The following is a 24817-nucleotide window of genomic DNA, read 5'->3' on the forward strand; positions in this document are numbered from 1 at the left end:
ACCGGCCGGAGCGTCCCGGCACGTCAGGCGCGCTGTCCGTCCGGCACCGGCGGCACCCCCGCCCAACTTGTCAGCGTGGCCCCGGAGCGGGTTTGATTGCCGGGGAACCCAGCGACTACGGCGAGGACTGATGGCACAGGAGCAAGGCGCCTCGGGCTCAGGCGACGAAGAGCCCGGGGCGACCGGCAGCGAGGTGCCCGGGCCGCCGACCGTGTGGAGCCGCAACCGCCTTGTGGGCGACGGGCGTTACCGGCTCACGCACCGCCTGGGCCGGGGCGGCATGGCGGAGGTCTTCGCCGCGGAGGACGTGCGGCTCGGCCGCCCCGTGGCGGTGAAGCTGCTGCGCTCCGACCTGGCCGAGGACCCGGTCTCCAAGGCCCGCTTCACGCGCGAGGCGCAGTCGGTCGCGGGGCTCAACCACCACGCGGTCGTCGCCGTGTACGACTCCGGCGAGGAGCCGGTCGGCGACAGCGTCGTGCCGTACATCGTGATGGAGCTGGTCAACGGCAAGACCATCAGGGAGCTGTTGATCGACGCCGAGGCGCCGCCCGCCGAGCAGGCGCTGATCATCGTCTCCGGCGTGCTGGAGGCCCTGGCCTACAGCCACCAGCACGGCATCGTGCACCGGGACATCAAGCCGGCCAACGTGATCATCACCGAGACCGGCACCGTGAAGGTGATGGACTTCGGCATCGCCCGCGCCCTGCACGGCGCCGCGCAGACGATGACGCAGACCGGCATGGTCATGGGCACGCCGCAGTACCTCTCGCCGGAACAGGCGCTGGGCAAGGTCATCGACACCCGCTCCGACCTGTACGCGGTCGGCTGCCTGCTGTACGAACTGCTCACGCGGCGCCCGCCGTTCGTCGGCGAGTCACCGCTCGCCGTGGTGTACCAGCACGTGCAGGACACGCCCCGGCTGCCGTCCGACGTGGCGCCGGAGGTGCCGCCGGAGCTGGACGGCCTGGTGATGCGCGCGCTCGCCAAGGACCCGGACGACCGGTTCCAGTCCGCCGAGGAGATGCGCGGTCTGGTGCAGTACGCGCTGCGGATGCTCCAGGAGCACGGCGGCCACACCCGCGGCCTGTGGAACACCGGCGCCGTCGCGGGCATGGGCACCCCGCCGATGGGCACCGCGACCTCGGCGATGGGCCGCTCCGACACCCCGACCGGGCCGTACGCGGCGCCGCTGCTGCTCGGCGACCCCAAGGGCGGCGCGGGCGACCGCGACGACCACGGCGAGGGCGACGGCCGGCGCGGCCGGACGATCCTCGTCGCGCTGCTCGCCCTGCTCGCCATCGGCGCCGGCGTGCTCGTCGCGGCCAACCTCGGCGAGGACGGCGACCCGGCCGACTCCCCCACGCAGGGGGAGACGTCGACGCCGGACAACGAGACGGAGACCGAGGGCCGGGAGACGGACCCGGAGACGCCGTCCCCGCCGGATGACACCCAGGCGCCGACGGACGACGACTGGACCGAGCCCGAGACCCAGGACCCGACCGAGCCGGAGACCACGCCGCCGACCGAGCCGGAGACGACCCCGCCGACGGACCCGGAGACCACACCCCCGGCCGACGAGGGCGGGACGGACGTCGGCACCGCCGAGGGCGGTGCGGGAGCGGGCGGCACGGATGAGGGCAGCACCGAGAACGGCGGGGCGGACCAAGGCACTGCCGAGAACGGCGGCACCAACGACGGCACTGCCGACAACGGTGGCACCGACGAAGGCACTGCCGAGAACGGCGGCACCAGCGTAGGCACTCCGGACCCCAACAGCCCCGGTGGCACCGGCTGATCCGGCGGCCGGGCCCTCCGTACGCACCCTCACCGCACTGCTGAGCCGCTACGGCGCCGGAGAGCCCGTCGCCTGCGCGCCGGTCGCCGAAGGGCTGCTCAACCGGGGGTACCGGGTGGCGACCACCCATGGCCTGTTCTTCCTCAAGCACCACCTCGGCGGCGACCCGCAGGCGGTGATACCCCTGGCCGGCCGGCACCGCGCGACGGCGGCGCTGGCCGAGTTGGGGCTGCCCGTCGCCCCGCCGCTGGCCGACCGGGACGGGCACACCGTCGTCGTGCACCGGGGCGACCACTACGCGCTGCACCCGTGGGTCGAGGGCAGGCACCGCGACGGGGGGCAGCTCAGCCGGACGCAGAGCCGCCGTCTGGGCACGCTGCTCGGGCGGGTGCACCGGGCGCTGGAGAAGGTCATAGTGCGGTGGTCGCCGCGGCGGTTACCCGAGCGGGAGGCGGCCAGGACCGCCGAAACGCAGGCGCTCATAGACCAGCTCCTGGTCCGCGTCCGCAGCCGCCCGTGCCGCAGCCGCTTCGACGCGCTGGCCGAGCAGCGGCTGCTGGAGCGCCGCACGCTGCTGTGCGACCACGCCCATCTGCGGCCCGGCCGCGCCGAGGTGCCCGCCGAGGGGTGGGTGCACGGCGACTTCCACCCGCTGAACCTGCTGTACCGGACGGAGGGGCCGGTGGAGCCGGTGGCCATCGTGGACTGGGACCGGCTCGCGGTGCGGCCCCGGGCGGAGGAGGCCGTGCGGGCGGCGGCGATCTTCTTCCTCCGGCCGGACGGCAGCCTGGAGCTGCCGAAGGTGCGGGCCTACGCCCGCGCGTACCGTTCCGCGACCGGTGCCTCGCCGGTGGAGCTGGCGGCGGCCGTGCACCGCGTGTGGTGGGAGCGGCTGAACGACTTCTGGATGCTGCGCTGGCACTACGAACGGCAGGACCGCCGCGCCGACCACCAGTTCCCGGCCGCCGCCGCGCTGGTCGGCTGGTGGACGCGCCACGCGCCCGCCGTGCGGGACAGCTTCTGCGACTGAGCGCGCGCCCCGGCTCCTAGGCGGCGCCGCGCACGGCGGCGAAGCGGGGGGTGAGGCACAGGTAGGCCGGCTCCAGGTCCCCGGGGCGGGGCCGGGCGGGCGGGAAGGCGGCGCGGCGCGACGCGTCGGGGTCGGCGAGGGTCGCGGTGCCGATGAGCTGGGCACCCCAGGGCGGGCCGTCGCCGCCGTGGTTGTTGGCCTCGTACGCCACCACCGAGCCGTCCAGGACGCGGGCGCCGGCCCGGCCGGTGGGGACGCGCAGCAGCACCAGGCCGCCGGTCACCACGTGGCAGGCGGGCACGACGCGCGGCAGGGCGTGCCACGTCACGGCGGCGTGGCCGTGCGGGACGCGGGGCAGCAGCCGCAGCGCCCGCGCGAGCAGGTCGTCGGGGTCGTGGGGGGCATCGGGCTGTCTCTTTTACCCAGGCCCGTACGTCCTCCCGGGTGACGACACCGTCCTGACCGGTCGGCCTCACCGACGCCAGATCGATCCCCAGATCCTTCGCCAGCTTCCGCACCGGAGGCTTGGCCAGCGGCTTCCCGGCCTCGGGAACGTCCTCCCGCGCGGCCGGGACCCGGGCCCCGGCCTCCGCCGCCGGGGACGCGCGGCGCGGACGGCGCTTCGCCGCCGCCGTCGAGACGCCGTAGCCGACCAGCACCGGCTGCCGGCCCTCCGGCGCCGCTTCCCCGCCGGCGGCGCCTCCGGAGGCGCCCCCGGGAGCGTCCGGGGCGCTCTCCCCGGCGGGGCCGGTGTCGATCCTGATGATCGGCGTGCCGACATCGACCGTGGTCCCCTCCTCGAAGAGGAGCTCACGGACCTCGCCGTCGTACGGAATGGGCAGCTCGACCGCGGCCTTGGCGGTCTCGACCTCGACCACCACCTGGCCGTCGGTCACCGTGTCACCCGGCCGGACCAGCCACTTCAGGATCTCCGCCTCCGTGAGCCCCTCGCCCACGTCCGGCATCTTGAACTCTCGGTAGCGCTGTGCCTCAGCGGCCATCGTCACGACTCTCCTCAGCCTTTCCTCAGTACGCCAAGGCGCGATCGACGCACTCCAGCACCCGGTCCAGCCCGGGGAGGTACTCCTCCTCCAGCCGGGCCGGCGGATACGGCGCGTGGAACCCGCCGACGCGCAGTACCGGGGCCTGAAGGTGGTAGAAGCAGCGCTCCGTGATCCGGGCCGCCACCTCCGCACCCGCCCCGAAGAAGACCGGCGCCTCGTGCGCCACCACCAGCCGGCCGGTCTTCTCCACCGACCACTGGAGCGTGTCGAAGTCGATCGGGGAGACCGACCGCAGGTCGATCACCTCCAGCGACACCCCGTCTTCCTCGGCCGCCACCGCCGCCGCCAGCGCGGTCTTCACGGTGGGACCGTACGCCACCAGCGTGAGATCCGTGCCGGGCCGGACCACCTTCGCCGCGTGCAGCGGCCCGGGGATGCCCGCCGTGTCCACCTCGCCCTTGTCCCAGTACCTGGCCTTGGGCTCGAAGAAGATCACCGGATCGTCGCACTCGATGGCCTGCTGGAGCATCCAGTACGCGTCCGCCGGATTCCCCGGCGCGACGATCTTCAGCCCCGCCACATGCGCGAACAGCGCCTCCGGCGACTCCGAATGGTGCTCCACCGCGCCGATGCCGCCGCCGAACGGGATGCGGACGACGACCGGCAGCTTGACCTTCCCCAGCGACCTGGCGTGCATCTTCGCCAACTGGGTGACGATCTGGTCGTAGGCGGGGTACACGAACCCGTCGAACTGGATCTCCGCGATCGGCCGGTAGCCGCGCAGCGCCAGCCCGATCGCCGTCCCGATGATCCCCGACTCGGCCAGCGGCGTGTCGATGACGCGGTCCTCGCCGAAGTCCTTCTGCAACCCGTCGGTGATCCGGAAGACGCCGCCCAGCTTGCCGACGTCCTCGCCCATCACCAGCACCTTCGGGTCGCTCTCCAGCGCCTTGCGCAGCGAGGAGTTGAGCGCCTTGGCCATCGCCATTCTCTCGGCAGCCATGTCTGTCAGACCCCCTCGTGCCCGTGGCCGGCCCCGTGGTCCGCGAAGCCGGCCAGATACGCCGCGTACCCGGCCCGCTCCTCGTCCACCAGCGTGTGGCCGTCGGCGTAGGTGTGCTCGAAGATCGCCATGCCATCGGGGTCGGGCATGGTCCTGATGGCCTCCCGGACCCGCCGGGCCATCGTGTCGCTCTCCCGCTCCAGATCCGCGAAGAACGCCTCGTCCGCCGCGTCCTCGCGCTCCAGGCAGCGGCGCAGCCGCAGGATCGGGTCCTTCGCCTCCCAGACCTCCAGCTCCTCGTCGCGGCGGTAGCGGGTCGGGTCGTCCGACGTCGTGTGCGCGCCCATCCGGTACGTGTACGCCTCCACCAGCATCGGCCCCTGGCCGGTGCGCACGTGCTCGGCGGCGGCGCGGGTCACGGCGAGCACGGCGAGCACGTCGTTCCCGTCGACGCGGACGCCGGGGAAGCCGTACCCGGCGGCCCGCTGGTAGAGCGGGACGCGCGACTGGCGCTCGGTGGGCTCGGAGATGGCCCACTGGTTGTTCTGGCAGAAGAAGACGACGGGCGCGTTGTACACGGCGGCGAACGTGAACGCCTCCGCCACGTCGCCCTGGCTCGACGCCCCGTCACCGAAGTAGGCCACCACCGCCGAGTCCGAGCCGTCCTTGGCGACGCCCATCGCGTACCCGGTCGCGTGCAGCGCCTGCGAGCCGATGACGATGGTGTAGAGGTGGAAGTTGTTGCTGTTCGGGTCCCAGCCACCGTGGTTGACGCCCCGGAACATGCCGAGCAGCAGCGTCGGTTCCACCCCGCGGCACCAGGCGACCCCGTGCTCGCCGGAGGTCGGGAACACGTAGTCGACGTCGCGCACCGCCCGGCCCGAGCCGATCTCGGCCGCCTCCTGGCCCCGCAGCGAGGGCCCCCGGCCCCGTTCGCCCCCGCGCTCGAGCGCGGTGGCCTCGGCGTCGAACCGCCGGGTGAGGACCATGTCCCGGTACAGGCCGCGCAGTTGCCCGGGGGTGGTCTCCAGCGCGTAGTCGGGGTGCTCGACGCGTTCTCCCTCGGGGGTGAGAAGCTGCACCATCTCGGGGCGCGGGGGCCGCTTCCGCGCGGCGGCGGTCGTCGTCTTCTTTGTCGCGGCCCGGCGCGGCTTCGCGCGCGGCGCGGTGCGTTCCACGGTCACTCGTGCTCCTCCGTCGGTCCGGCCCCCGGGGTCCCGGGCGGCCGGGGCGTTGGTCCCGTTTCCCGTGCGCGGGGCCGCGCTCAGCGCCGTTTCTCGGCCTGGAGCCTGGCGACGTAGGCGGCGGCCTGCGAGCGGCGTTCCATGCCCAGCTTGGACAGCAGACTGGACACGTAGTTCTTGATCGTCTTCTCGGCGAGGTGCAGCTCCTCGCCGATCGCCCGGTTGGTCAGCCCGTCGCCGATCAGGTCGAGGATGCGGCGCTCCTGGTCGGTGAGCCGGGCCAGCCGGTCGTCGCCCTCGCCGGGGCCGCCGCGCAGGCGGGCCAGGACGCGCTGGGTCGCGTCGGGGTCGAGCAGCGACTTGCCGGCGGCGACGTCGCGGACGGCGGACAGCAGCTCCGTCCCCCGGATCGCCTTGAGGACATACCCCGAGGCACCGGCCATGATCGCGTCGAACAGCGCCTCGTCGTCCGCGTAGGAGGTGAGCATCAGGCAGCGGATCGACTCGTCGCGGGAGCGGACCTCGCGGCAGACCTCGACGCCGCTGCCGTCGGGGAGCCGGACGTCGAGCACGGCCACGTCGGGCCGGACGGCGGGGATGCGGGACAGGGCGTCGGCGGCGGGGCCGGCCTCGCCGACCACCTCGATGTCGGGTTCCATGGCGAGCATCTCGTGCACGCCGCGGCGGACCACCTCGTGATCGTCGAGGAGGAATACGGTGATTGATCCGTTTTCGCCCACAGGGCCAGTCTCACACAGGAGCCGGGGCGGCGCTCCTTCCCGCCCTGCCCGGCTCTTCCCGCGACCCGCCCGGCCGCGTTAACGTGCAAGGGTCCCAGCGTCCTGCAAGGCTTGGACCAGTGCCGTTCCACGACCTCGACAACTACTTGGATTTCCAGGTAAATCCGCAGGTCAGGGGCGCTTTCTCGGGTTGAGATCCGACTGGATACCGTGCTCTTATGGGGCCATCGAACGGGACACGAACGGACACGACACCGCTCGGTTCCGTCCGCGCCGCACCCCACCCCGTGCGCCGTACGGGACCGGACGAGCCCGTACCAGGCCGCCCGGAGACCCCGGGGGCCGGACCGACGGAGGAGCACGAGTGACCGTGGAACGCACCGCGCCGCGCGCGAAGCCGCGCCGGGCCGCGACAAAGAAGACGACGACCGCCGCCGCGCGGAAGCGGCCCCCGCGCCCCGAGATGGTGCAGCTTCTCACCCCCGAGGGAGAACGCGTCGAGCACCCCGACTACGCGCTGGAGACCACCCCCGGGCAACTGCGCGGCCTGTACCGGGACATGGTCCTCACCCGGCGGTTCGACGCCGAGGCCACCGCGCTCCAGCGCCAGGGCGAACTGGGCCTGTGGCCCTCGCTGCTGGGCCAGGAGGCGGCCCAGATCGGCTCGGGCCGGGCGCTGCGCGACGACGACTACGTGTTCCCGACCTACCGCGAGCACGGCGTCGCCTGGTGCCGCGGCGTGGACCCGACGCTGCTGCTCGGCATGTTCCGGGGCGTCAACCACGGTGGCTGGGACCCGAACAGCAACAACTTCCACCTCTACACCATCGTCATCGGCTCGCAGGCGCTGCACGCGACCGGGTACGCGATGGGCGTCGCCAAGGACGGCTCGGACTCGGCGGTGGTGGCCTACTTCGGTGACGGGGCGTCGAGCCAGGGCGACGTGGCGGAGGCGTTCACGTTCGCCGCCGTGTACAACGCGCCCGTCGTCTTCTTCTGCCAGAACAACCAGTGGGCCATCTCCGAGCCCACCGAGCGCCAGTAGCGCGTCCCGCTCTTCCAGCGGGCCGCCGGGTACGGCTTCGCCGGGGGCGGCGGCGGCGGGAGCGAGGTGCTCGCCGTGCTCGGAGTGACCCGCGCCGCCGCCGAGCACGTGCGCACCGGCCAGGGGCCGATGCTGGTGGAGGCGTACACGTACCGGATGGGCGCGCACACGACGTCGGACGACCCGACCCGCTACCGCCGCGACGAGGAGCTGGAGGTCTGGGAGGCGAAGGACCCGATCCTGCGGCTGCGCCGCTGCCTGGAGCGCGAGGACGCGGCGGACGAGGCGTTCTTCGCGGATCTGGAGCGGGAGAGCGACACGATGGCCCGGCGGGTCCGGGAGGCCATCAGGACCATGCCCGACCCCGATGGCATGGCGATCTTCGAGCACACCTACGCCGACGGCCACACGCTGGTGGACGAGGAGCGGGCCGGGTACGCGGCGTATCTGGCCGGCTTCGCGGACCACGGGGCCGGCCACGGGCACGAGGGGGTCTGACAGACATGGCTGCCGAGAGAATGGCGATGGCCAAGGCGCTCAACTCCTCGCTGCGCAAGGCGCTGGAGAGCGACCCGAAGGTGCTGGTGATGGGCGAGGACGTCGGCAAGCTGGGCGGCGTCTTCCGGATCACCGACGGGTTGCAGAAGGACTTCGGCGAGGACCGCGTCATCGACACGCCGCTGGCCGAGTCGGGGATCATCGGGACGGCGATCGGGCTGGCGCTGCGCGGCTACCGGCCGATCGCGGAGATCCAGTTCGACGGGTTCGTGTACCCCGCCTACGACCAGATCGTCACCCAGTTGGCGAAGATGCACGCCAGGTCGCTGGGGAAGGTCAAGCTGCCGGTCGTCGTCCGCATCCCGTTCGGCGGCGGCATCGGCGCGGTGGAGCACCATTCGGAGTCGCCGGAGGCGCTGTTCGCGCATGTGGCGGGGCTGAAGATCGTCGCGCCGGGGAATCCGGCGGACGCGTACTGGATGCTCCAGCAGGCCATCGAGTGCGTCGCTCCGGTGATCTTCTTCGAGCCCAAGGCCAGGTACTGGGACACGGGCGAGGTGGACCCGGCGGCCCTCCCCCGGCCGGTGCCTCCGGCGAGGGTGGTCCGGCCCGGCACGGATCTCACGCTGGTGGCGTACGGTCCCACCGTGAAGACCGCGCTGGCGGCGGCGGTGGCGGCCGAGGAAGACGGGGTGTCGCTGGAGGTGATCGACCTGCGGTCGGTCTCCCCGATCGACTTCGACACGCTCCAGTGGTCGGTGGAGAAGACCGGCCGGCTGGTGGTGGCGCACGAGGCGCCGGTCTTCTTCGGGGCGGGTGCGGAGGTGGCGGCCCGGATCACGGAGCGCTGCTTCTACCACCTTCAGGCCCCGGTACTGCGCGTCGGCGGGTTCCACGCGCCGTATCCGCCGGCCCGGCTGGAGGAGGAGTACCTCCCCGGGCTGGACCGGGTGCTGGAGTGCGTCGATCGCGCCTTGGCGTACTGAGGAAAGGCTGAGGAGAGTCGTGACGATGGCCGCTGAGGCACAGCGCTACCGAGAGTTCAAGATGCCGGACGTGGGCGAGGGGCTCACGGAGGCGGAGATCCTGAAGTGGCTGGTCCGGCCGGGTGACACGGTGACCGACGGCCAGGTGGTGGTCGAGGTCGCGACCGCCCACGCCCCGGCCGAGCTGCCCACTCCGTACGACGGCGAGGTCCGGTAGCTCCTCTTCGAGGAGGGGGCCACGGTCGATGTCGGCACGCCGATCATCAGGATCGACACCGGCCCCGCCGGGGAGAGCGCCCCGGACGCTCCCGGGGGCGCCTCCGGAGTCGCCGCCGGCGGGGAAGCGGCGCCGGAGGGCCGGCAGCCGGTGCTGGTCGGCTACGGCGTCTCGACGGCGGCGGCGAAGCGCCGTCCGCGCCGCGCGTCCCCGGCGGCGGAGGCCGGGGCCCGGGTCCCGGCCGCGCGGGAGGACGTTCCCGAGGCCGGGAAGCCGCTGGCCAAGCCTCCGGTGCGGAAGCTGGCGAAGGATCTGGGGATCGATCTGGCGTCGGTGAGGCCGACCGGTCAGGACGGTGTCGTCACCCGGGAGGACGTACGGGCCGCCGCCGACCGGCCCACCCCCCAGGCCATTTGCTGCTGCATGCATTATACATCACAGACTGTGAGTCCCACTATCCTCTTCTTCGGCGGCGGCAGATGTGGACAATGGACAGGTTCTCCCCCGTCACGGCGGCCCCCGAGGCCGCCGAGGTCCCGGAGGCCGCCGTGACGGCGGAGCACGGGGAGCGGCGGGTGCCGGTCAAGGGGGTGCGGAAGGCGACCGCGCTGGCGATGGTGGACAGCGCGTTCACCGCGCCGCACGTCACGGAGTTCGTGACGGTGGACGTCACCCGCACGGTGAAGCTGGTCGAACGGCTCAGGCAGGACCCCGACATGGCCGGGCTGCGGGTGAACCCGCTGCTGCTGGTGGCCAGGGCGCTGCTGATCGCGATCCGCCGCAACCCGGAGATCAACGCCTCCTGGGACGAGGAGCGCCAGGAGATCGTCTACAAGGACCGCGTCAACCTCGGTATCGCGGCGGCCACGCCCCGGGGCCTGATGGTGCCGAACATCAAGGACGCGGCGGCGTTGACCCTGGCCGGGCTGTCGCGGGCGCTGACCGAGCTGGTCACCACGGCCAGGGAGGGCAGGACGCCACCGGCGGCCATGCGCGGCGGCACGGTGACGATCACCAACATCGGGGTCTTCGGCATCGACACCGGCACCCCGATCCTCAACCCCGGCGAGTCCGCCATCCTCGCGTTCGGCGCGATCCGGCAGCAGCCATGGGTGCACAAGGGCAAGGTCGTACCGCGCCACGTCACCACCCTGGCCCTGTCGTTCGACCACCGGCTGGTCGACGGCGAACTGGGCTCGAAGGTGCTGCGCGACGTCGCGGACGTCCTCGAACGCCCCCGACGCCTCGTCACCTGGGGCTGAACGGCCCGCGCGGACCCGCGCGGCGGCCCCCGGAGCGCCGATCGCTCCGGGGGCCGTCCCGTCGCGGACGGATCCGCTACAGGTAGGGCCCCGAGCGGGCGCCGCCGCGCGTGTCGCCCTGCTCCCCGCCCTCCTCGCCCAGCGCGCCCGGCGGCAGCGCCCTGCGCATCTGTTCGAGCTGCGCGCGGGCCGCCATCTGCTGGGCGAAGAGCGCCGTCTGAATTCCGTGGAACAGCCCTTCGAGCCAGCCGACGAGCTGCGCCTGGGCGATCCGCAGCTCCGCCTCGGTCGGCACGCTGTCGTGGGTGAACGGCAGCGACAGCCGTCCCAGCTCCTCGACCAGCTCCGGCGCCAGGCCCTCCTCCAGCTCCTTCACGGAGCTGGCGTGGATCTCCTTCAGCCGGGCCCGGCTGGCCTCGTCCAGCGGCGCGGCCTTGACCTCCTCCAGGAGCTGCTTGATCATGCTGCCGATCCGCATGACTTTCGCCGGCTGTTCCACCATCTCGGTCAGCGGGGTCTCCCGCGACTGTCCCTCGTCGCCCTCGCCACCGCCCCGGGCCATGGCGCCGCTGAGCGCCATCCCGTCCGGTCCCACGACCAGGATCTGCGAGTTCTCGTGCGGTGGTTCGTTCCTCGGCTGAGTCATACCCCCATCATGCAACGCGCCTCACCCCGCTCGCCGCGCGAGGTGGACACGGGAGCGGGTCAGGAGCGCCGCGAGCCCGCAGGCGAGCAGCGGCACCACCACGATGAGCTGCGCGAACGTCGCCCAGGGCAGCTCGATGAACAGCTCGGGTTTCGCCCCGGTCATCCATCCCCCGGCCCACCCCCGCTCCCACTGGTCCACCTCGAACCGGTGCTGGGCCAGCCGCAGGCCGATCGCCGGGATCAGTCCGGAGACCGCGCCGAGCAGGACGCCCATGGCGGCGATCAACCCGCACTGAAGTCCGGAGAGGGTACGGCGGACGCGGGGTGACGCGCCGACCGACGCCAGCGTGGCCAGGTCGGCCTCGGAGTCGGCCTGGGCCAGGCCGGTGGCGATCCCGGCGGCGCCGAGGGTGATGACCAGCGCGGCGAGGGTGAGGATCAGCAGGGTCGTGTCGGACCCGCCGTCGTAGCCGTCCTCGATGTAGCTCCACGGCGCGACGCCGAGTGCCGTGAGGGAGCCCTCGAACGCGCTCTTCTCGCCCCGGGAGGGCACCTCGGTGGTCGAGTAGAGGGTGCCGGTCTCCGTCACGGTCAGCCCGGCGGCCTCGGCGGTCTCGGGCGTGATCAGGCCCGGCACGCCGTAGCTCTCGCCGTCCACCCGGTGCGCGGTGAAGGCGGCCGTGATGTCGGGCGCGGACGCCTCGTTCCCGTCGGGGGCGTCGTGGCGCCACACCTCCAGCGTCACCTCCCCGGACGGTGACACGTACCGGTCGCCGAAGACGACGGCCTCGCCCCGGTCCAGGGCCTCCGCGGCGCGGCGGACCTCGCCGTCCGCGACGCCGAGGACGCTCAGCAGTTCGGGGCCGCCCACGTACAGCGTGGTGCTCCCGATCCCGAGGGACTCCTCGTCCGCGCAGCGGGGATCCTGGTCCAGCGCGCGGCGCTCCTCGACCGGCAGGTTCTCCGCGCCGGTCTCCGACAGCGGGCAGAGCTGTCCGGGGGCCACGGCCAGACTCACGGTGCCGCAGTCCGCGCCGGCGAGCACGTCGTCCGCGTCGCACACCGCGTCCACGGACCTCACCTCGCCGTAGTCGGCGCGCTCGGCGACGGGCAGCTCCCGTTCGGCCACCTCGCGGGCCCCGTCCAGCGACTCCCGCTCCTCGACGGAGTAGGCGATGAGCCGCACCGTGCCCTCGGGAAGGATCGCGGTGTACTCGGCGCGGTTCTGGGCGTCGTCGCTGACGAGGATGGTGGACACCGCGACGGTGCCCGCGACGGCGGCCAGCACGGCCGCGACGGCGGGCGCGGTGCGGCCCCGGTTGCGGGCGGCGTCGCGCAGCGCGAGGCGGCCCGCCAGGGGCAGCCGGCGGCCCAGCCGGCCGCAGGCGCCGACCAGGGCCGGGGTGAGGGCGACGAGGCCCAGTTCGGCCGTGACCGCGCCGAGCGCGACCAGATCGGTCCGGTCGGAGACCAAGCCGCCGAAGAGGGCCACACCGGCCCCCGCGACCAGCATGATCGAGCCGATCACGGGCAGCGCGCGGCTCCCGCGGCGGACCCCGCGGCGTCCGCCGAGCGACTCCAGCACGCTGCCGCGGGCGGCGTTGTACGCCGGGATGGCGGCGGCGAGCAGGCCGACGACGACGGCCAGCACGGCGATCCCGGCCAGCTCCGCCGGGCGGAAGTCCCAGGCGCCGAACCGTTTCCCGGTCCGCTCCTCGATCAGCGGGTGGGCGGCCAGGGTGAGGGCGATGCCGCCCAGGACGCCGATGACGGCGGCGACGGCGCCGAGCACCACGCCGCCGGAGAGCATGATGGCCCGCAGGTGGCGGCGGTCGCCGCCATTGGCCCCGACCAGGCCGAGCTGCCGTCGCGAGCGGCGGGCGCCGACCGCGAAGGCGGGGCCGGCCAGCAGGCAGATCTCCAGGACCACCAGCGAGACGGCGGTGACGGTCGCCGCGACGAAGGTGGTGTCCACGCCGGGCCGGTACCAGTCGGGGGAGCCGCCGTCGGCCCACAGCGGCACGTCCGCGTCGGCGGGCGGGTCGGCGAGCACGTCGCGGGAGACGGCGCTGAGACCGTGCTCGTTGGCGGCCACGACCGTCGGCCAGGGGACGCCGCCCCCGGGCACCACGGCGAGAACGGTGGGCAGCGGGTCCCAGACGGCGGTCTGGTCGGACAGCGGCAGCACGCTGGCGGGCGGCGCCACGAGCTGGGAACCGTCGAGGTCGTCCGGCAGCTCGTAGACGCCGGTGATCCGGAACGCGCCCTCGCGGCCCGTGAAACGCAGCTCGGAGCCGATGTCCAGACCGCTGTCGGCGAGGAACCCCTCGGTCACCGCGACCTGCCCGGCTCCCTCCGGGAAGCCGCCGCGCAGCAGGGTCATCATGCCCTCGGTCACCGGGTGGGCCGCGTCCAGCTCCCTGATCTCGGTGTTCAGCAGTCCGGAGCCGGTGTCGACGACCCCCTCGACCGTGAAGTCCGTCAGCAGCTCGGTCCCGTCGGGCAGCAGACCGGCCAGGGTGTCCTCGACCTCGTCCATCGGGCGTTCGGCGGTGGTGGCCCAGTCGTCGTCGGTGAGGAACTGCATGTCCATGCCGTCGGGCGACTGGAACAGCGGACCGCCGGGGGTCTCCACGGAGAACCGCGCGTCGGCCTGCCCGATGTCGCGGGTGAGCTGCTCCGCCCCGGACAGGTCCCCGCTGCGCACGGCCAGGTCGGCGGCGGTCACGCCGAGGATCGGCAGCGCGATCATCGCGACGACCAGGGCACTGCGGCCCTTGGCACGCCGCGCGTCGCGCCGCGCTATGCGCAGCGCGAGCCGCCAGGAGGAGAACCGGCTCACCGGGTGCCCCCGCCGGCCAGCAGCGTCTCGGCCGACCCGGCGGCGGTCTGGTCCACGATGGTGCCGTCGCGCAGGAAGACGACCCGGTCGGCCCAGGCGGCGTAGCGGGACTCGTGGGTGACCAGGACGACGGCGGCGCCCTCGTCGCAGCGCCTGCGGAGCAGGGCGAGAACAGCCTCGCCGGTCTCGGAGTCCAACGCCCCGGTGGGCTCGTCGGCCAGGACGAGGCGGCGCTCGCCGACCAGGGCGCGGGCGATGGCGACGCGCTGCTGCTGCCCGCCGGACATCTCGTCGGGGAAACGGTCGGCGAGTTCGGACAGCCCGATCTCGTCGAGCGCGGCGAGCGCCTCGCGGCGCGCGGTGCGGGCGGCGACGCCGTCCAGTTCGCGGGGGAGCGCGATGTTCTCGGCGGCGGTCAGGGCGGGGATCAGGTTGTAGTCCTGGAAGACGTAACCGACGCTGGTGCGCCTGATCTTGGCCAGCCGGGCGCGGCTGAGCGCGCCGAGGTCGTGCCCCTCGACCAGGACCTGGCCCCCGGTCGCGGTGTCCAGCCCGCCCGCCAGGGTCAGCAGCGTGGACTTGCCGGATCCGGACGGGCCCATGACGGCGACGAACTCCCCCGCGTGGACGGAGAGATCGACGCCCTTCAGGGCGTGCACGGCGGTGGGTCCCGAGCCGTGGACGCGGGTGAGCGCGGCGAGCCGCAGGACGGGTGTGGCGGTCATGACGAGGTCCCCCCTCGGGCCTTCGGCCGGTCGTCGGCCGGCGCCTGGGCGTCGGCCGGTGGGCGCGGGGCCGGTTCCACCGGGCGCGGGCGGGCGGCGAGCCGCAGCAGGCGGGACTCGCAGTGGTCCAGCCAGCGGCTTTCGGCCTCCGCGAAGAAGATGAGCTGTTCCAGCACCAGCAGCCAGGCGATGTCGTCGCCGCTCTCGGGCTCCGCGGCCAGGGCGCGCGCCTTCAGCCGGGTGTAGTCCTGCATGGCGGCGAGCGTGTGGCGGCGCTGCGCCTGGATGATGCGGGCGACGTCGACGCCGGGGGTGCCCACGGCCATCGCCAGCTTGATGGCGAGTTCGTCCCGGGACGGCTGGGTGCGGTCCACGGGCTGGCTGAACCAGTCACCGAGTTCCCGGCGGCCCTCGTCCGTGATGGCGTAGAGCTGCTGCTTGGCGTCGCCGCCGCCCTCGGGGACGATCAGGCCGTCCCGTTCGAGGCGGCCCAGTGTCGTGTAGACCTGGCCGATGTTGAGCGGCCAGGTGGCGCCGGTGCGGGTCTCGAACTCGGTACGGAGCTGCGAGCCGTAGCGCGGCCCCTGTTCCAGGAGGGCCAGCAGCCCGTATCTGATTGACATACCGAGTATGTATACCGAGTATGCGCCCGGCCGTGCAAGGGCTACGGAAGAAGGGGTTCCTCGGGGGCGGGCGGCTTCAAGGCGGGGTTCAGACCTGGCGCAGGCGCAGGCCGAGTGCTCCTATCCCCAGCCCCAGGCAGGCCAGTCCGGCGCCGAGCGGCAGGACCGGCAGCACCTCGCCGCCCTGCGGCCGGGCCGCGAACCGGCCCGGCTCCGGCACCGCCGGCGGCTCCCGCAGGGGTTCGAGGCGCGCGGCCGACCGCGCGGCGGGGACCGCCTGCGCGGGCGAGGCTGTTTTTTATACACATCTGAAGCCGCCGGAGGAGAGGATAGTGGGGTCCTTTGTTGGCGGCCAGTCCCTTACTCGAAACTGTCACTTCGCCTTTACTGGTCCATGATAGTGCGTGGTCCTTTTACTCAACAGACATCCATCTGTCACTTTACGTCCAGCACCTTACCGACCGCGCGGCGGGGACCGCCTGCGCGGGCGAGGAGGACGGGGAGGGGGCGGGGGACGGCTGATGGCCGAGGGCCGTCGAGGGCAGCAGGATCGCCAGCGCGGAAGCCGCCAGCACCACCGCGATTCCCGCCCACAGCCTCACAGTTCCCGACCCTTCGCGCCATGTCGTCCGGATATCGTCCTGATATCGCCCAGTCCGGCGATGTGTCCAGCGTCACACACCCGAACGGATCCGGCATCCTCAGCGGGTCAGGACGATCTTCCCCACGTGGCCGCTCGCCTCCATCACGCGGTGCGCCTCGCCCGCCTCGGCCAGCGGCAGCGCGCGGTCCACCACGGGCCGCACCCGCCCGTCCGCCAGCAGCGGCCAGACGTGCTCGCGCACGGCGGCGACGATCTCCGCCTTCCCGGCCGACGGCCTGGCCCGCAGGGAGGTGGCGGTGACGGACGCCCGCTTGGCCAGCAGCGCGCCGAGGTTCAGCTCGGCCTTGACGCCGCCCTGGAGGCCGATGACGACGAGCCGCCCGCCGGGTGCCAGCGCCCGCACGTTCCGCTCCAGGTACTTGGCGCCGACGATGTCGAGGATGACGTCGGCGCCGCCGGACAGCTCCGCGGCGAAGTCCTGCTCGCGGTAGTTGATCAGGATGTCGGCGCCCAGCTCGCGGCAGCGCTCCAGCTTCGCCGCGCTGCCCGCCGTGACCGCCACCCGCGCCCCCGCCGCCTTGCCGAGCTGAACGGCCAGCGTGCCGATGCCGCTGGCCCCGCCGTGCACGAGCAGCGTCTCGCCCGCGCGCAGCCCGGCCGTCATGAAGACGTTCGACCAGACCGTGCAGGCGACTTCGGGCAGCGCGCCCGCCGTCACCAGATCGACGCCCGCCGGCACCGGCAGGAGCTGCCCGGCCGGCACGGCGACCCGTTCCGCGTAGCCGCCGCCCGACAGCAGCGCGCACACCTCGTCACCCACCCGCCAGCCGGTGACGCCGGGGCCGAGGGCCGCCACCGTGCCCGAGCACTCCAGGCCCGGATAGGGCGAGGCACCGGGCGGCGGGTCGTAGAAACCCTGCCGCTGGAGCACGTCGGCCCGGTTCACCCCGCAGGCCGCCACCTCGACCAGCACCTCGCCCCCGGCGGGCACCGGATCGGGCACCTCCGCCCACACCAGCGCCTCGGGACCGCCCGGCTCGGGAATCGTGATCGCACGCATGGCACCAGACGCTACCGCCCGCCGCCCGCCCGGGTCGTTCAGAGGTAGATCTGCCGGTGGCAGTCCGTGCAGAACGTCTTGCCCTCGTGCTTCTCCAGCTCGCGGTGCTCGCACAGCCGCCGCAGCCGCAGGTCCGCCCGGCGCTGCTCCTCGCGCACGGTGTGCATCAACTCGGCGATGCACTGGCCGCATCCGTACATCTCGCCGTCCAGGTACGGGGTGCGGATCGGTCCGATCCACAGCACGCTGACGTCCTCCCGGCGGCAGTAGAGCCAGCACCGGCCGGTCTTCCACTCGTTCCCGCTCTCGCTCCCCGGGGGCACCGGCCAGTCGCTCGCACCGGAGAACTCCACGCCCCGCAACGCCACATGAACCATCACGCCGCCACCGCCCCGCGGGGGTGACAGCTCGTACTGGAAACCGGTTCAGGGGGTTCACTGCTCGTCATGTGACTCTCCTTCAGCGATGGGTACTTACCTTGCGTACTCCAACCATCACCCTCCGGGGTGCCCGGAACACAGGGTTTTGGGGTTTCCCACGAATCCGGAAAGTCAGGGAAGCGAACAGGTGAACGTCTTCAGCGGTAGTGAATCGAGCGACGGCTATGCCTATTTCGGCTGCGAGGTCCGCGAGGCCCGGCTGCACGCGAAGCTGACCCAGAAGGAACTGGCGGACGAGACGCACTACCAGCCGCCGTACATCAGCAAGGTGGAGAACGGCCTGCTGCTCGGCAGCGTCCAATTCGCCGCCGCGTGCGACCGCGTGTTCAACACCTCGGGATTTTTCGCGCGCATGCGCGAACGCATCAGCCGGAGGGAACATCCGTCCTGGTTCGAGCCGTACGTCCACCTGGAGGCGGAGGCGGAGCGGCTGCTCGACTACAGCGCGAACCTCGTCCTCGGATTGCTGCAAACCGCGGACTATGCCTATGCCATTTACCGGACGTCCCACCCCACGGCCTCGGAGGAGTGGGTCAACCGCAAGGTCGAGGCACGGCTGCGGCGGCACGAGATCCTCACCCGCGAGGCTCCCCCACTCCTCTGGGTGATCCTGGACGAGAGTTGTCTGCGTCGTCATATCGGGGGACGGGACGTCATGCGCGCCCAACTCGGCCATCTCCTGGGCGAGGCGGAGTCCCCGCACATCACTTTCCAGGTCCTTCCCTTCTCCACGGGGGCACCACCGGCGGCGGAAAGTTTCACGCTGATGACGTTCGCGGACGAACCGTCCCTGCTGTGGGAAGAATCATGGACCGGTGGGCATGTGGTCGACTCGACCCCGTCGGTGCAAGCGGCGAGCGCCATCTACGATCGGTTGAGGGCCGACGCGCTGTCGCCCGACGATTCACTGGCATTCATCAAAAAGGTGATGGTGGAGGAGTACTCCTGATGAAAAGCACGTTCGACCTCTCCGGTGCGCGGTGGACGAAGTCCACGTACAGCAGCGGCACCGGCGGGCAATGCGTCGAGTGGGCACAGAACCTGGCCGCCGCGACCGGGGTGGTCCCGGTGCGGGACTCCAAGGCTCCCCAGGGTCCGGTTCTCGCCTTCACCACGAACGGCTGGAGCGGCTTCGTGTCCGCCGTCATGTCCGGGGACCTGCACGCCCACTGACCCCGGCGGCACGCCGAAGCCCCGCTGCCCCCGACAACGTTTCGGGACAGCGGGGCTTCTCCGTTCCGCGGTGTCGCGGCGTCAGGAGGCGGCGTCAGGAGGAGTAGAACAGGCCGGAGAGACCGCCCTTGCGGCGGTGGCCGTAGTGGCCGCCGTGGTGACCACCGTGCTGCGGGGCACCCCAGGCCGGGCCGGGCTGCTGGTAGTGCGGCTGCTGCGGGGGCGGCGGGGGCGGGGCCGCCTGCGGAGCCCAGTTGGCCTCGAGCTGGGTGATGTGCTCCAGCTCGCCGTAGTCGAGGAAGATCCCGCGGCAGTTGGCGCACTGCTCGATCTGGACCCCGCTCCGGTTGTACGTGTGCATGGCCCCACGGCACTTCGGACACTGCATGTTCGGCTCCATGGTCGACTCGCTGGCGGTCCTCACCCTACGGCAGCGCGGCTATCCGGACACAGGAGTCGACGAGAGCTTCCCCGGCCTCCTCAAGGGCCGTGCCGTCCACGCTGGCCCGCGCCAGGGCCCGCGCCGCCAACTGGGCGGTGAGCGCGCGGGCCGGGACGTCGAGACCGGGCCAGGGGTCCTGGCCCGTCGTCCCGGCCGCCGCCTGGTAAGAGCCCAGCAGCCGGTTCCACTCCTCCGGCCCGATCAGCGCCGCCGCGTACCAGGCGGCGGGCCGGGCCAGGTCCCACGCCGGGTCGCCGAGGCCGGCGTCGTCCACGTCGATGAGGCGCCACGGCCCGCCCGGCACCGGGTGGCGGACGAGCTGCCCGAGGTGGAAGTCGCCGTGGCACAGCACCGCGCCCGGCCCCGGCGGGCCGGGGAGTTCGACGCGCGCCCAGGCCCGTTCGACGGCCTGCCGGGCGGCGGCGAACCGGCGCCCGTCCACCGTCCGCCGCATCCGGGCCACCGCCCGCACGGCCCGCAGGGGCCCCCTGGCCGCCGGCAGCGGCCCGAGCGCGCGCAGCGCCGCCACCGGAACGGCGTGCAGCCGGGCCAGCAGCGCGCCCGCCGCGTCCCACGGGATGTCGCCGTCCACCGGCGCGCCGTACGGCCACCGGGTCACCGCCCGCCCGCCGGGCGCCCGCTCGACGACGGCGGGCGGCAGCGGCGGCAGCAGGGTGCCCGCTACGGCCGGATGGGCGGCGACCGCCAGCCGCAGCGCCAGCGCCGCCGGGTCGGTGTCCGGGGCGTGGGTCTTGGCGACCGTGCCGCCGACGCGGATCACCGTGCTCTCGGGCCGGTCCGCGAGGACCTCTTCCGCCATCGCCTTCCGTCCCCTCAGCGGCGCGGGATGCGCCAGGAGCCGGGGCCGCCCTCGCGCCGGTCCTTCTCGGCGGCGGCCGTCCGTTCGGCCGCCGCCCTGTCCTCGGGGCGGACCCGGTGGATGACGACGAGCCGGTCGGTCAGCTCCAGCTTCGCGACGTCCGGGTCGTCGAAGGGCAGCAGCCGGTGACCCCGTATCACCGACACCACCAGATCGTCGCACTCCCGGGGGGAACGGCCCGCCTCGGCCTTGGTGACCGGCCGCTCGCGCAGGCTCAGGCCCCTGCTGTGCTGGATCAGGTCCTCCATCACCGCGCCCGAGCTGGGGCTGATCATCGACAGGCCAAGCAGCCGGCCGACCGCGCTGGCGCTGGTGATCACCGAGTCGGCGCCGGACTGCCGCAGCAGCGGCACGTTCTCCTCCTCGCGCACCGAGGCGACGATCCGCACCGACTTGCTCAACTGCCGCACGGTCAGCGCCACCAGCACCGCCGTGTCGTCGCGCTGGGTCGAGATGACGACCTGCCGGGCCCGGTCGGTCCTGGCGCGGATGAGCACGCTGCTGCGGGTGGCGTCGCCCACGACGCCCGCGTAGCCGTCCGCGTTGGCCTGCTCGACGACGCGGCTGCTGGGGTCCACGATGACGATCCGGTCCTGGCCGAGGCCGCCGCTCATCAGGGTCTCGGCCGCCGACCTGCCCTTGGTCCCGAAGCCGACGATGACGGTGTGGTCGCGCACGTTCCTCCTCCAGTGGGCCTGACGCCACTGATCGCGGGTCCGTTCGGTCAGGACCTCCAGGGTGGTGCCGACCAGGATGATCAGGAACAGCACCCGGAGCGGGGTGATCAGGAAGGTCGTGATCAGTCGCGCGCCGTGGCTGGCCGGGACGATGTCGCCGTAGCCGGTGGTGGAGAGCGACACGGTCACGTAGTACAGGACGTCCCAGAAGTTGACGTGGCCGTCGTGGTTGTCGTGGTAGCCGCCCCGGTCGGCGTAGACGATGACGACGGCCAGCGCCATCACGGCGCCCGCCATGCACAGCCGCCGGATCACCTGGACCAGCGGGCCCGCCAGATAACGGGGCAGGTGGACGCCGGACGTCTGGTCGTCCGGTTCGCCGCGCGGGGGCTGGGAGCCGGGGAATCTCATGCGCGGGGGAGGTCGAGCAGGCGGACGCGGTCACCGGCCTCCGCGCCGCCGGGCGGGACGACCGCGAGGGCGGAGGCGGCGGCGATGCCGCGCAGCATGGCCGGGCCGGCGTAGCTCAGCGGCCTGGCGTGGCCCGGCTCGGGCGTGTCGACCGGCACCAGCCGGGTGTCCCTGGGGTGGCCGCGCACCGCGTCGGTGAGGGCGGCGCGCCGCTCGGCGGGCATCGGCCGGTCCGCCAGCGCGCACAGCAGCGGCGCGGCCAGCGTCAGCAGTCCGGAGACGGCGGCCAGCGGGTTGCCGGGGAGGCCCACCAGCGGCCTGCCGCCGGGGAGTTCGGCCAGCAGCATGGGGTGTCCCGGGCGGACGGCGACGCCGCTGACGAGGAGCTGGGCGTCGAGGCGGCGCAGCACCGCGCGCAGGTGGTCCACGGGCCCGGCGGCGGTGGAGCCGGTGGTGACGACGAGGTCGGCGCGGCTGGTGGCGACCGCCTCGCGCAGGGCGTCGGCGTCGTCGCCGAGGCGGCGGGTGACCAGGACCTGGGCGCCGAGGGCGACGAGCCAGGGGCCGGTCATCGGGCCGAGCGCGTCGCGGATGCGGCCGTCGTGCGGCAGGCCGCGGAAGAGCAGTTCGTCGCCGAGGATCAGCACCTCGACGCGCGGCCGGGGGCGGACCGGGAGCTGGTCGTACCCGGCGGCGGGGGGCAGGCCGAGGGTCACCGGGGTCAGGGGGGGGCGGGCGGCGAGCAGCTCGGTGCCGGTGCGGCACTCCTGGCCGCGCGGCCGGATGTCGGCGCCGGGCTGCGGGGTGGTGCCGCGCAGCCGGTCCCCGGCGGTGGTGCCGTGCTCGGAGCGGAGCGCGGCGGTGGTGCCCTCCGGGATGCGGGCGCCGGTGGCGATCGGCACCGCCTCGCCGTCGGTCAGGGCGCGGACGGCGGGGGCGCCGGCCAGGGCGCCGGTGGCGTCGGTCAGCCGCCAGGGCCCGGGGCCGGCGACGGCCCAGCCGTCCATGGCGGAGGTGTCGAACGCGGGCAGGTCGGTGAGCGCGGTCAGGGGCGCGGCGAGCGTGTGGCCGAGCGCGAGGTCGATCGGCAGGCGGCGCGGCGGCAGCGGGCGGACGCAGCGGTGCGCGGTGGCGCGGGCGCTGTCCCAGGCGGGGCTGACGAGCGCGCAGCCGCTGGCTCTTATACACATCCCCGAGCCCACGAGACAGGCAGAAATCTCGGATGCCGGCTTCTGCTTGGAAAAAAAAAAAGCGGAACTGAGGAAAGCAGCGGATGCAGGATAAGTTCGCTGTCCCCTTACCGGGAAGCGCGACGTGTGTATAAAATACAGGGCCGTTGGCGAGCGCGAGGGCGTCGTCGAACTCGTCGATCACGGCTGCGGCCTCCGCTGCTCCGGCTGGGGGTCCGGCCGCCGGTCCTGTTCCCGCGCCTGGTCCTGTTCTTGTTCCTGTCGCCAGGTCTCGCTGAGCGCGGAGATCCTGCGGGCCGCGTCGGCGGGGGTGATGCCGTGGAGGGCGGCGGCGTAGCCCATGAGGAAGGTCGTCAGCGGAGCGGCCGGGCGGGCCACGCCGTGGGCGGCGTCGCGGGCGGCGGCGAGCAGCGCGGTGGTGTCCATGTCGGGGTCGATGCCGAGTTCGGCCTTGACCGCGGCGATCCATTCGTCCAGCACGGACCCATCGTCCCTGATCCTGGCGCGGGCCGTGGCGATGTCCGTCCAGGTGTCGCAGTCGAGGCTGCCGGGGGTCGCCACGCGCCGCAGCGTGAGGTTGGCGAGGGTCAGCCGCAGCGGCAGCCCGGCGAGGGTGCCGTACTCGGCGCGCAGCAGCGCGAGTTCGCGGCGGAGCGGCTCGGCGCGGTAGACGGCGGTGAGCGGTTGGTCGCGGCCGGAGCCGTCGGTCAGCAGGGCGCCGCCGGCGTCGGGCGGGAGGTCGAGGAGCGCGCGGAGGGTCTCCGGGGCGAGGAACGGCAGGTCGGCGGCGAGGACGGTGACCAGGGGCCGGGTGGTGTGGCCCAGCCCGGCGTCGAGGGCCGCCAGCGGGCCGCCGCCCGGCGGGTCCTCGCGCGCCCACACGACGGGCAGGGCGGTGGGGCGGCGTGGGCCGACGACGACGCGGCGCTCCGCGCCGGCCCCGGCGCAGGCGGCGAGCACCCGGTCCAGCAGGGTGCGGGCGCCGATCCGGACACCGGGCTTGTCCGCGCCGCCGAGCCGCCGCGCGGCGCCGCCGGCCAGGATCAGGGCGTCGTGCGGGGCGGCCTGCGCGGACTGTCGGGGTGCCATACCGGCACCGTACCCGCCGTCGCGCGCCGCGCGGACGCCGTGGTCGCGGCGCGTTCCCGCCGACGGTGCGCCGGGGGCCGGGCGCCTGGTCAAGGTCCCACCGGGCAGGTGCCGTTGGCCCGGGCCCTGGCGTCCTCGTCGAGGTGGAAGTTCGGGCTCAGCTCCGCTGCGTCGTAGTAGCGGTGGAAGACCGGGGTGACGCCGCCGGAGAGCGGGGGCACGATCCAGCTCCAGTCGGCGGGCACGGTCCGGCCCTGCGCCTCCTCGCGCGCCAGGTGGGTGAGGAAGCGGCGGGACTCGGTGTGGTGGTCGGTGATCCTGACGCCGGCCGCCTGGAAGGAGTGCAGCACGGCGACGTTCGTCTCGACCAGCGCGCGGTCCCGCCACAGGGTGGACTCCGAGCGGGTGTCGAGGCCGAGGAGGCGGGCGACGACGGGCAGCAGGTCGTAGCGGTCGGGGTCCACGAGGTTGCGGGCGCCGATCTCGGTGCCCATGTACCAGCCGTTGAACGGGGCGAGCGGGTAGTCCACGCCGCCGATCCGCAGCCGCATGTGGGAGACGGCGGGCACCGCGTACCAGCGCAGGCCCAGTTCGGCGAAGCGGGGGAAGTCCGGGTGGCTCAGCGGCACTTCGAGGACCAGCTCGCGGGGGATCTCGTAGAGCTGCGGCTTGTCGCCATGGGTCTGGATGACCAGCGGCAGGATGTCGAACCAGCCGCCCGGCGCCCGCCAGCCCAGGCGGCGCACGGTGTCGGTGAAGCCGGTCTGGGCCCGGTCGCCGATGGGGGTGCCGTCCGCGGCGCGGTAGCCGGCGTAGCGGATGAGCTGGCTGTTCCACACCAGGGGCGCGGAACGGAACGGGGTGGCGGGCGCGAAGACCGAGATCACCGGGCGGATCCGCCCGTGGTTGGTCGCCAGCCGCAGGTGGTCGCAGAGACCGGCGTGGATGTCGTCGGGGGTCACCGCGTTGCGGCGGTCGATGACGCGCAGGCTCTGCCAGTACAACCGGCCTATGCAGCGGCTGGAGTTGCGCCAGGCGACGCGGGCCCCGAAGTCGAGTTCGGCGCGGGTGTGGCGGTAGGTGCCGTACCTGTCCAGGTGGTCGGCGACCTGGCGCAGGCGCGTCAGCAAGGGCACGGGCTGGTCGGGGTGTTCGGCGTGGAAGAGCCGGATGAACTCCTCGGCCTCCGACCGGTCCGGCATCCGCCACTGGTCGTACCGCATGAGCTCCCCGGTGTCGCGGCGTCCGC

Annotated in this window: 21 protein-coding genes and 3 pseudogenes; 7 read left to right on the forward strand and 17 right to left on the reverse strand. The window is 73.4% G+C overall.

Translation table 11 applies throughout. The annotated features are described in order from the left end of the window. The first annotated feature begins 130 nt into the window (after nucleotides 1-130). The gene (locus tag BN2279_RS15320) at nucleotides 131-1795 is read left to right on the forward strand and encodes a protein kinase domain-containing protein (RefSeq protein WP_079032185.1); all 1665 of its coding nucleotides are present in this window, start codon (nucleotides 131-133) and stop codon (nucleotides 1793-1795) included. Next, nucleotides 1782-2825, forward strand: coding sequence for a phosphotransferase (locus BN2279_RS15325; protein WP_059009927.1), 1044 nt, complete (start codon nucleotides 1782-1784; stop codon nucleotides 2823-2825). The genes BN2279_RS15320 and BN2279_RS15325 overlap by 14 nt, the downstream gene beginning before the upstream one ends. Before the next feature lie 16 nt (nucleotides 2826-2841). Here BN2279_RS15325 and BN2279_RS30655 read toward each other — a convergent pair whose 3' ends face one another. The 5 genes and pseudogenes from BN2279_RS30655 to BN2279_RS15350 form a co-directional block, all read right to left on the reverse strand. Continuing rightward, the gene (locus BN2279_RS30655; RefSeq protein WP_059009929.1) at nucleotides 2842-3153 is read right to left on the reverse strand and encodes a pyridoxamine 5'-phosphate oxidase family protein; all 312 of its coding nucleotides are present in this window, start codon (nucleotides 3151-3153) and stop codon (nucleotides 2842-2844) included. Further along, nucleotides 3083-3826: pseudogene (locus tag BN2279_RS27775) on the reverse strand (biotin/lipoyl-containing protein); the annotation flags it as partial. The pseudogene BN2279_RS27775 and the gene BN2279_RS30655, both read right to left, overlap by 71 nt. 25 nt (nucleotides 3827-3851) lie before the next feature. After that, entirely contained in the window at nucleotides 3852-4832 is a 981-nt protein-coding gene (locus tag BN2279_RS15340; RefSeq protein WP_059009932.1) for an alpha-ketoacid dehydrogenase subunit beta, read from the reverse strand. Nucleotides 4833-4837: 5 nt separating this feature from the next. Further along, entirely contained in the window at nucleotides 4838-6016 is a 1179-nt protein-coding gene (gene pdhA, locus BN2279_RS15345) for a pyruvate dehydrogenase (acetyl-transferring) E1 component subunit alpha (RefSeq protein ID WP_059009935.1), read from the reverse strand. 80 nt (nucleotides 6017-6096) lie between these two features. Further along, on the reverse strand, nucleotides 6097-6756 hold the full coding sequence (locus tag BN2279_RS15350; RefSeq protein WP_059009937.1) for a response regulator: 660 nt from the start codon (nucleotides 6754-6756) through the stop codon (nucleotides 6097-6099). 364 nt (nucleotides 6757-7120) lie between these two features. Here BN2279_RS15350 and pdhA (BN2279_RS15355) point away from each other — a divergent pair. From pdhA (BN2279_RS15355) to BN2279_RS15365, 3 genes and pseudogenes are all read left to right on the forward strand, one after another. Continuing rightward, nucleotides 7121-8299 (forward strand): annotated as a pseudogene (gene pdhA, locus BN2279_RS15355) (pyruvate dehydrogenase (acetyl-transferring) E1 component subunit alpha). A gap of 5 nt (nucleotides 8300-8304) precedes the next feature. Continuing rightward, complete coding sequence (locus tag BN2279_RS15360; RefSeq protein WP_059009938.1) at nucleotides 8305-9285, forward strand: alpha-ketoacid dehydrogenase subunit beta; 981 nt, start codon at nucleotides 8305-8307, stop codon at nucleotides 9283-9285. Nucleotides 9286-9310: 25 nt separating this feature from the next. Then, a pseudogene (locus BN2279_RS15365) lies at nucleotides 9311-10764 on the forward strand (dihydrolipoamide acetyltransferase family protein). Nucleotides 10765-10840: 76 nt separating this feature from the next. Here the strand turns inward: BN2279_RS15365 and BN2279_RS15370 are convergent. From BN2279_RS15370 to BN2279_RS15395, 7 genes are all read right to left on the reverse strand, one after another. Continuing rightward, nucleotides 10841-11410 carry a bacterial proteasome activator family protein gene (locus BN2279_RS15370; RefSeq protein WP_059009940.1) on the reverse strand — a complete coding sequence of 190 codons (570 nt, stop codon included), beginning with the start codon at nucleotides 11408-11410 and terminating at the stop codon, nucleotides 10841-10843. A 21-nt stretch (nucleotides 11411-11431) separates the two neighbouring features. After that, entirely contained in the window at nucleotides 11432-14254 is a 2823-nt protein-coding gene (locus BN2279_RS15375; protein ID WP_059009941.1) for an ABC transporter permease, read from the reverse strand. Next, nucleotides 14251-14979, reverse strand: a complete 729-nt coding sequence (locus BN2279_RS15380; RefSeq protein WP_059009943.1) for an ABC transporter ATP-binding protein — start codon at nucleotides 14977-14979, stop codon at nucleotides 14251-14253. Before BN2279_RS15380 ends, BN2279_RS15375 begins: the two co-directional genes overlap by 4 nt. Then, complete coding sequence (locus tag BN2279_RS15385) at nucleotides 14976-15602, reverse strand: PadR family transcriptional regulator (protein WP_059009945.1); 627 nt, start codon at nucleotides 15600-15602, stop codon at nucleotides 14976-14978. The genes BN2279_RS15380 and BN2279_RS15385 overlap by 4 nt, the downstream gene beginning before the upstream one ends. A gap of 88 nt (nucleotides 15603-15690) precedes the next feature. Then, the gene (locus BN2279_RS31065) at nucleotides 15691-15822 is read right to left on the reverse strand and encodes a hypothetical protein (protein ID WP_267887131.1); all 132 of its coding nucleotides are present in this window, start codon (nucleotides 15820-15822) and stop codon (nucleotides 15691-15693) included. Between the two features lie 481 nt (nucleotides 15823-16303). Then, nucleotides 16304-17266: an NAD(P)H-quinone oxidoreductase gene (locus BN2279_RS15390; protein ID WP_059009947.1), complete on the reverse strand. Its 963-nt coding sequence runs from the start codon at nucleotides 17264-17266 to the stop codon at nucleotides 16304-16306. A gap of 38 nt (nucleotides 17267-17304) precedes the next feature. Next, nucleotides 17305-17643, reverse strand: a complete 339-nt coding sequence (locus BN2279_RS15395) for a hypothetical protein (RefSeq protein WP_079032186.1) — start codon at nucleotides 17641-17643, stop codon at nucleotides 17305-17307. A gap of 190 nt (nucleotides 17644-17833) precedes the next feature. On the opposite strand from BN2279_RS15395, the gene BN2279_RS15400 reads away from it, so the two are divergent. Then, nucleotides 17834-18655 (forward strand): helix-turn-helix domain-containing protein, encoded by an 822-nt coding sequence (locus BN2279_RS15400; protein ID WP_059009951.1) that lies wholly within the window; start codon nucleotides 17834-17836, stop codon nucleotides 18653-18655. Continuing rightward, a complete protein-coding gene (locus tag BN2279_RS15405) occupies nucleotides 18655-18879 on the forward strand; it encodes a DUF397 domain-containing protein (protein ID WP_059009953.1) in 225 nt (74 codons plus the stop codon). Before BN2279_RS15400 ends, BN2279_RS15405 begins: the two co-directional genes overlap by 1 nt. 94 nt (nucleotides 18880-18973) lie before the next feature. Here BN2279_RS15405 and BN2279_RS15410 read toward each other — a convergent pair whose 3' ends face one another. The 5 genes from BN2279_RS15410 to BN2279_RS15435 form a co-directional block, all read right to left on the reverse strand. Continuing rightward, a complete protein-coding gene (locus BN2279_RS15410) occupies nucleotides 18974-19267 on the reverse strand; it encodes a TFIIB-type zinc ribbon-containing protein (protein WP_059010869.1) in 294 nt (97 codons plus the stop codon). A gap of 37 nt (nucleotides 19268-19304) precedes the next feature. After that, a complete protein-coding gene (locus BN2279_RS15415) occupies nucleotides 19305-20141 on the reverse strand; it encodes a phosphotransferase family protein (protein WP_059009956.1) in 837 nt (278 codons plus the stop codon). A gap of 14 nt (nucleotides 20142-20155) precedes the next feature. Then, complete coding sequence (locus BN2279_RS15420) at nucleotides 20156-21289, reverse strand: potassium channel family protein (protein ID WP_059009958.1); 1134 nt, start codon at nucleotides 21287-21289, stop codon at nucleotides 20156-20158. A gap of 1370 nt (nucleotides 21290-22659) precedes the next feature. Continuing rightward, the gene (locus tag BN2279_RS15430) at nucleotides 22660-23568 is read right to left on the reverse strand and encodes an NTP transferase domain-containing protein (RefSeq protein ID WP_059009961.1); all 909 of its coding nucleotides are present in this window, start codon (nucleotides 23566-23568) and stop codon (nucleotides 22660-22662) included. Between the two features lie 89 nt (nucleotides 23569-23657). Next, entirely contained in the window at nucleotides 23658-24791 is a 1134-nt protein-coding gene (locus BN2279_RS15435) for a nitric oxide synthase oxygenase (protein ID WP_234347879.1), read from the reverse strand. Nucleotides 24792-24817 lie beyond the last annotated feature (26 nt).

It is taken from the genome of Streptomyces specialis (genome assembly GCF_001493375.1).
GTDB lineage: Bacteria > Actinomycetota > Actinomycetes > Streptomycetales > Streptomycetaceae > Streptomyces > Streptomyces specialis.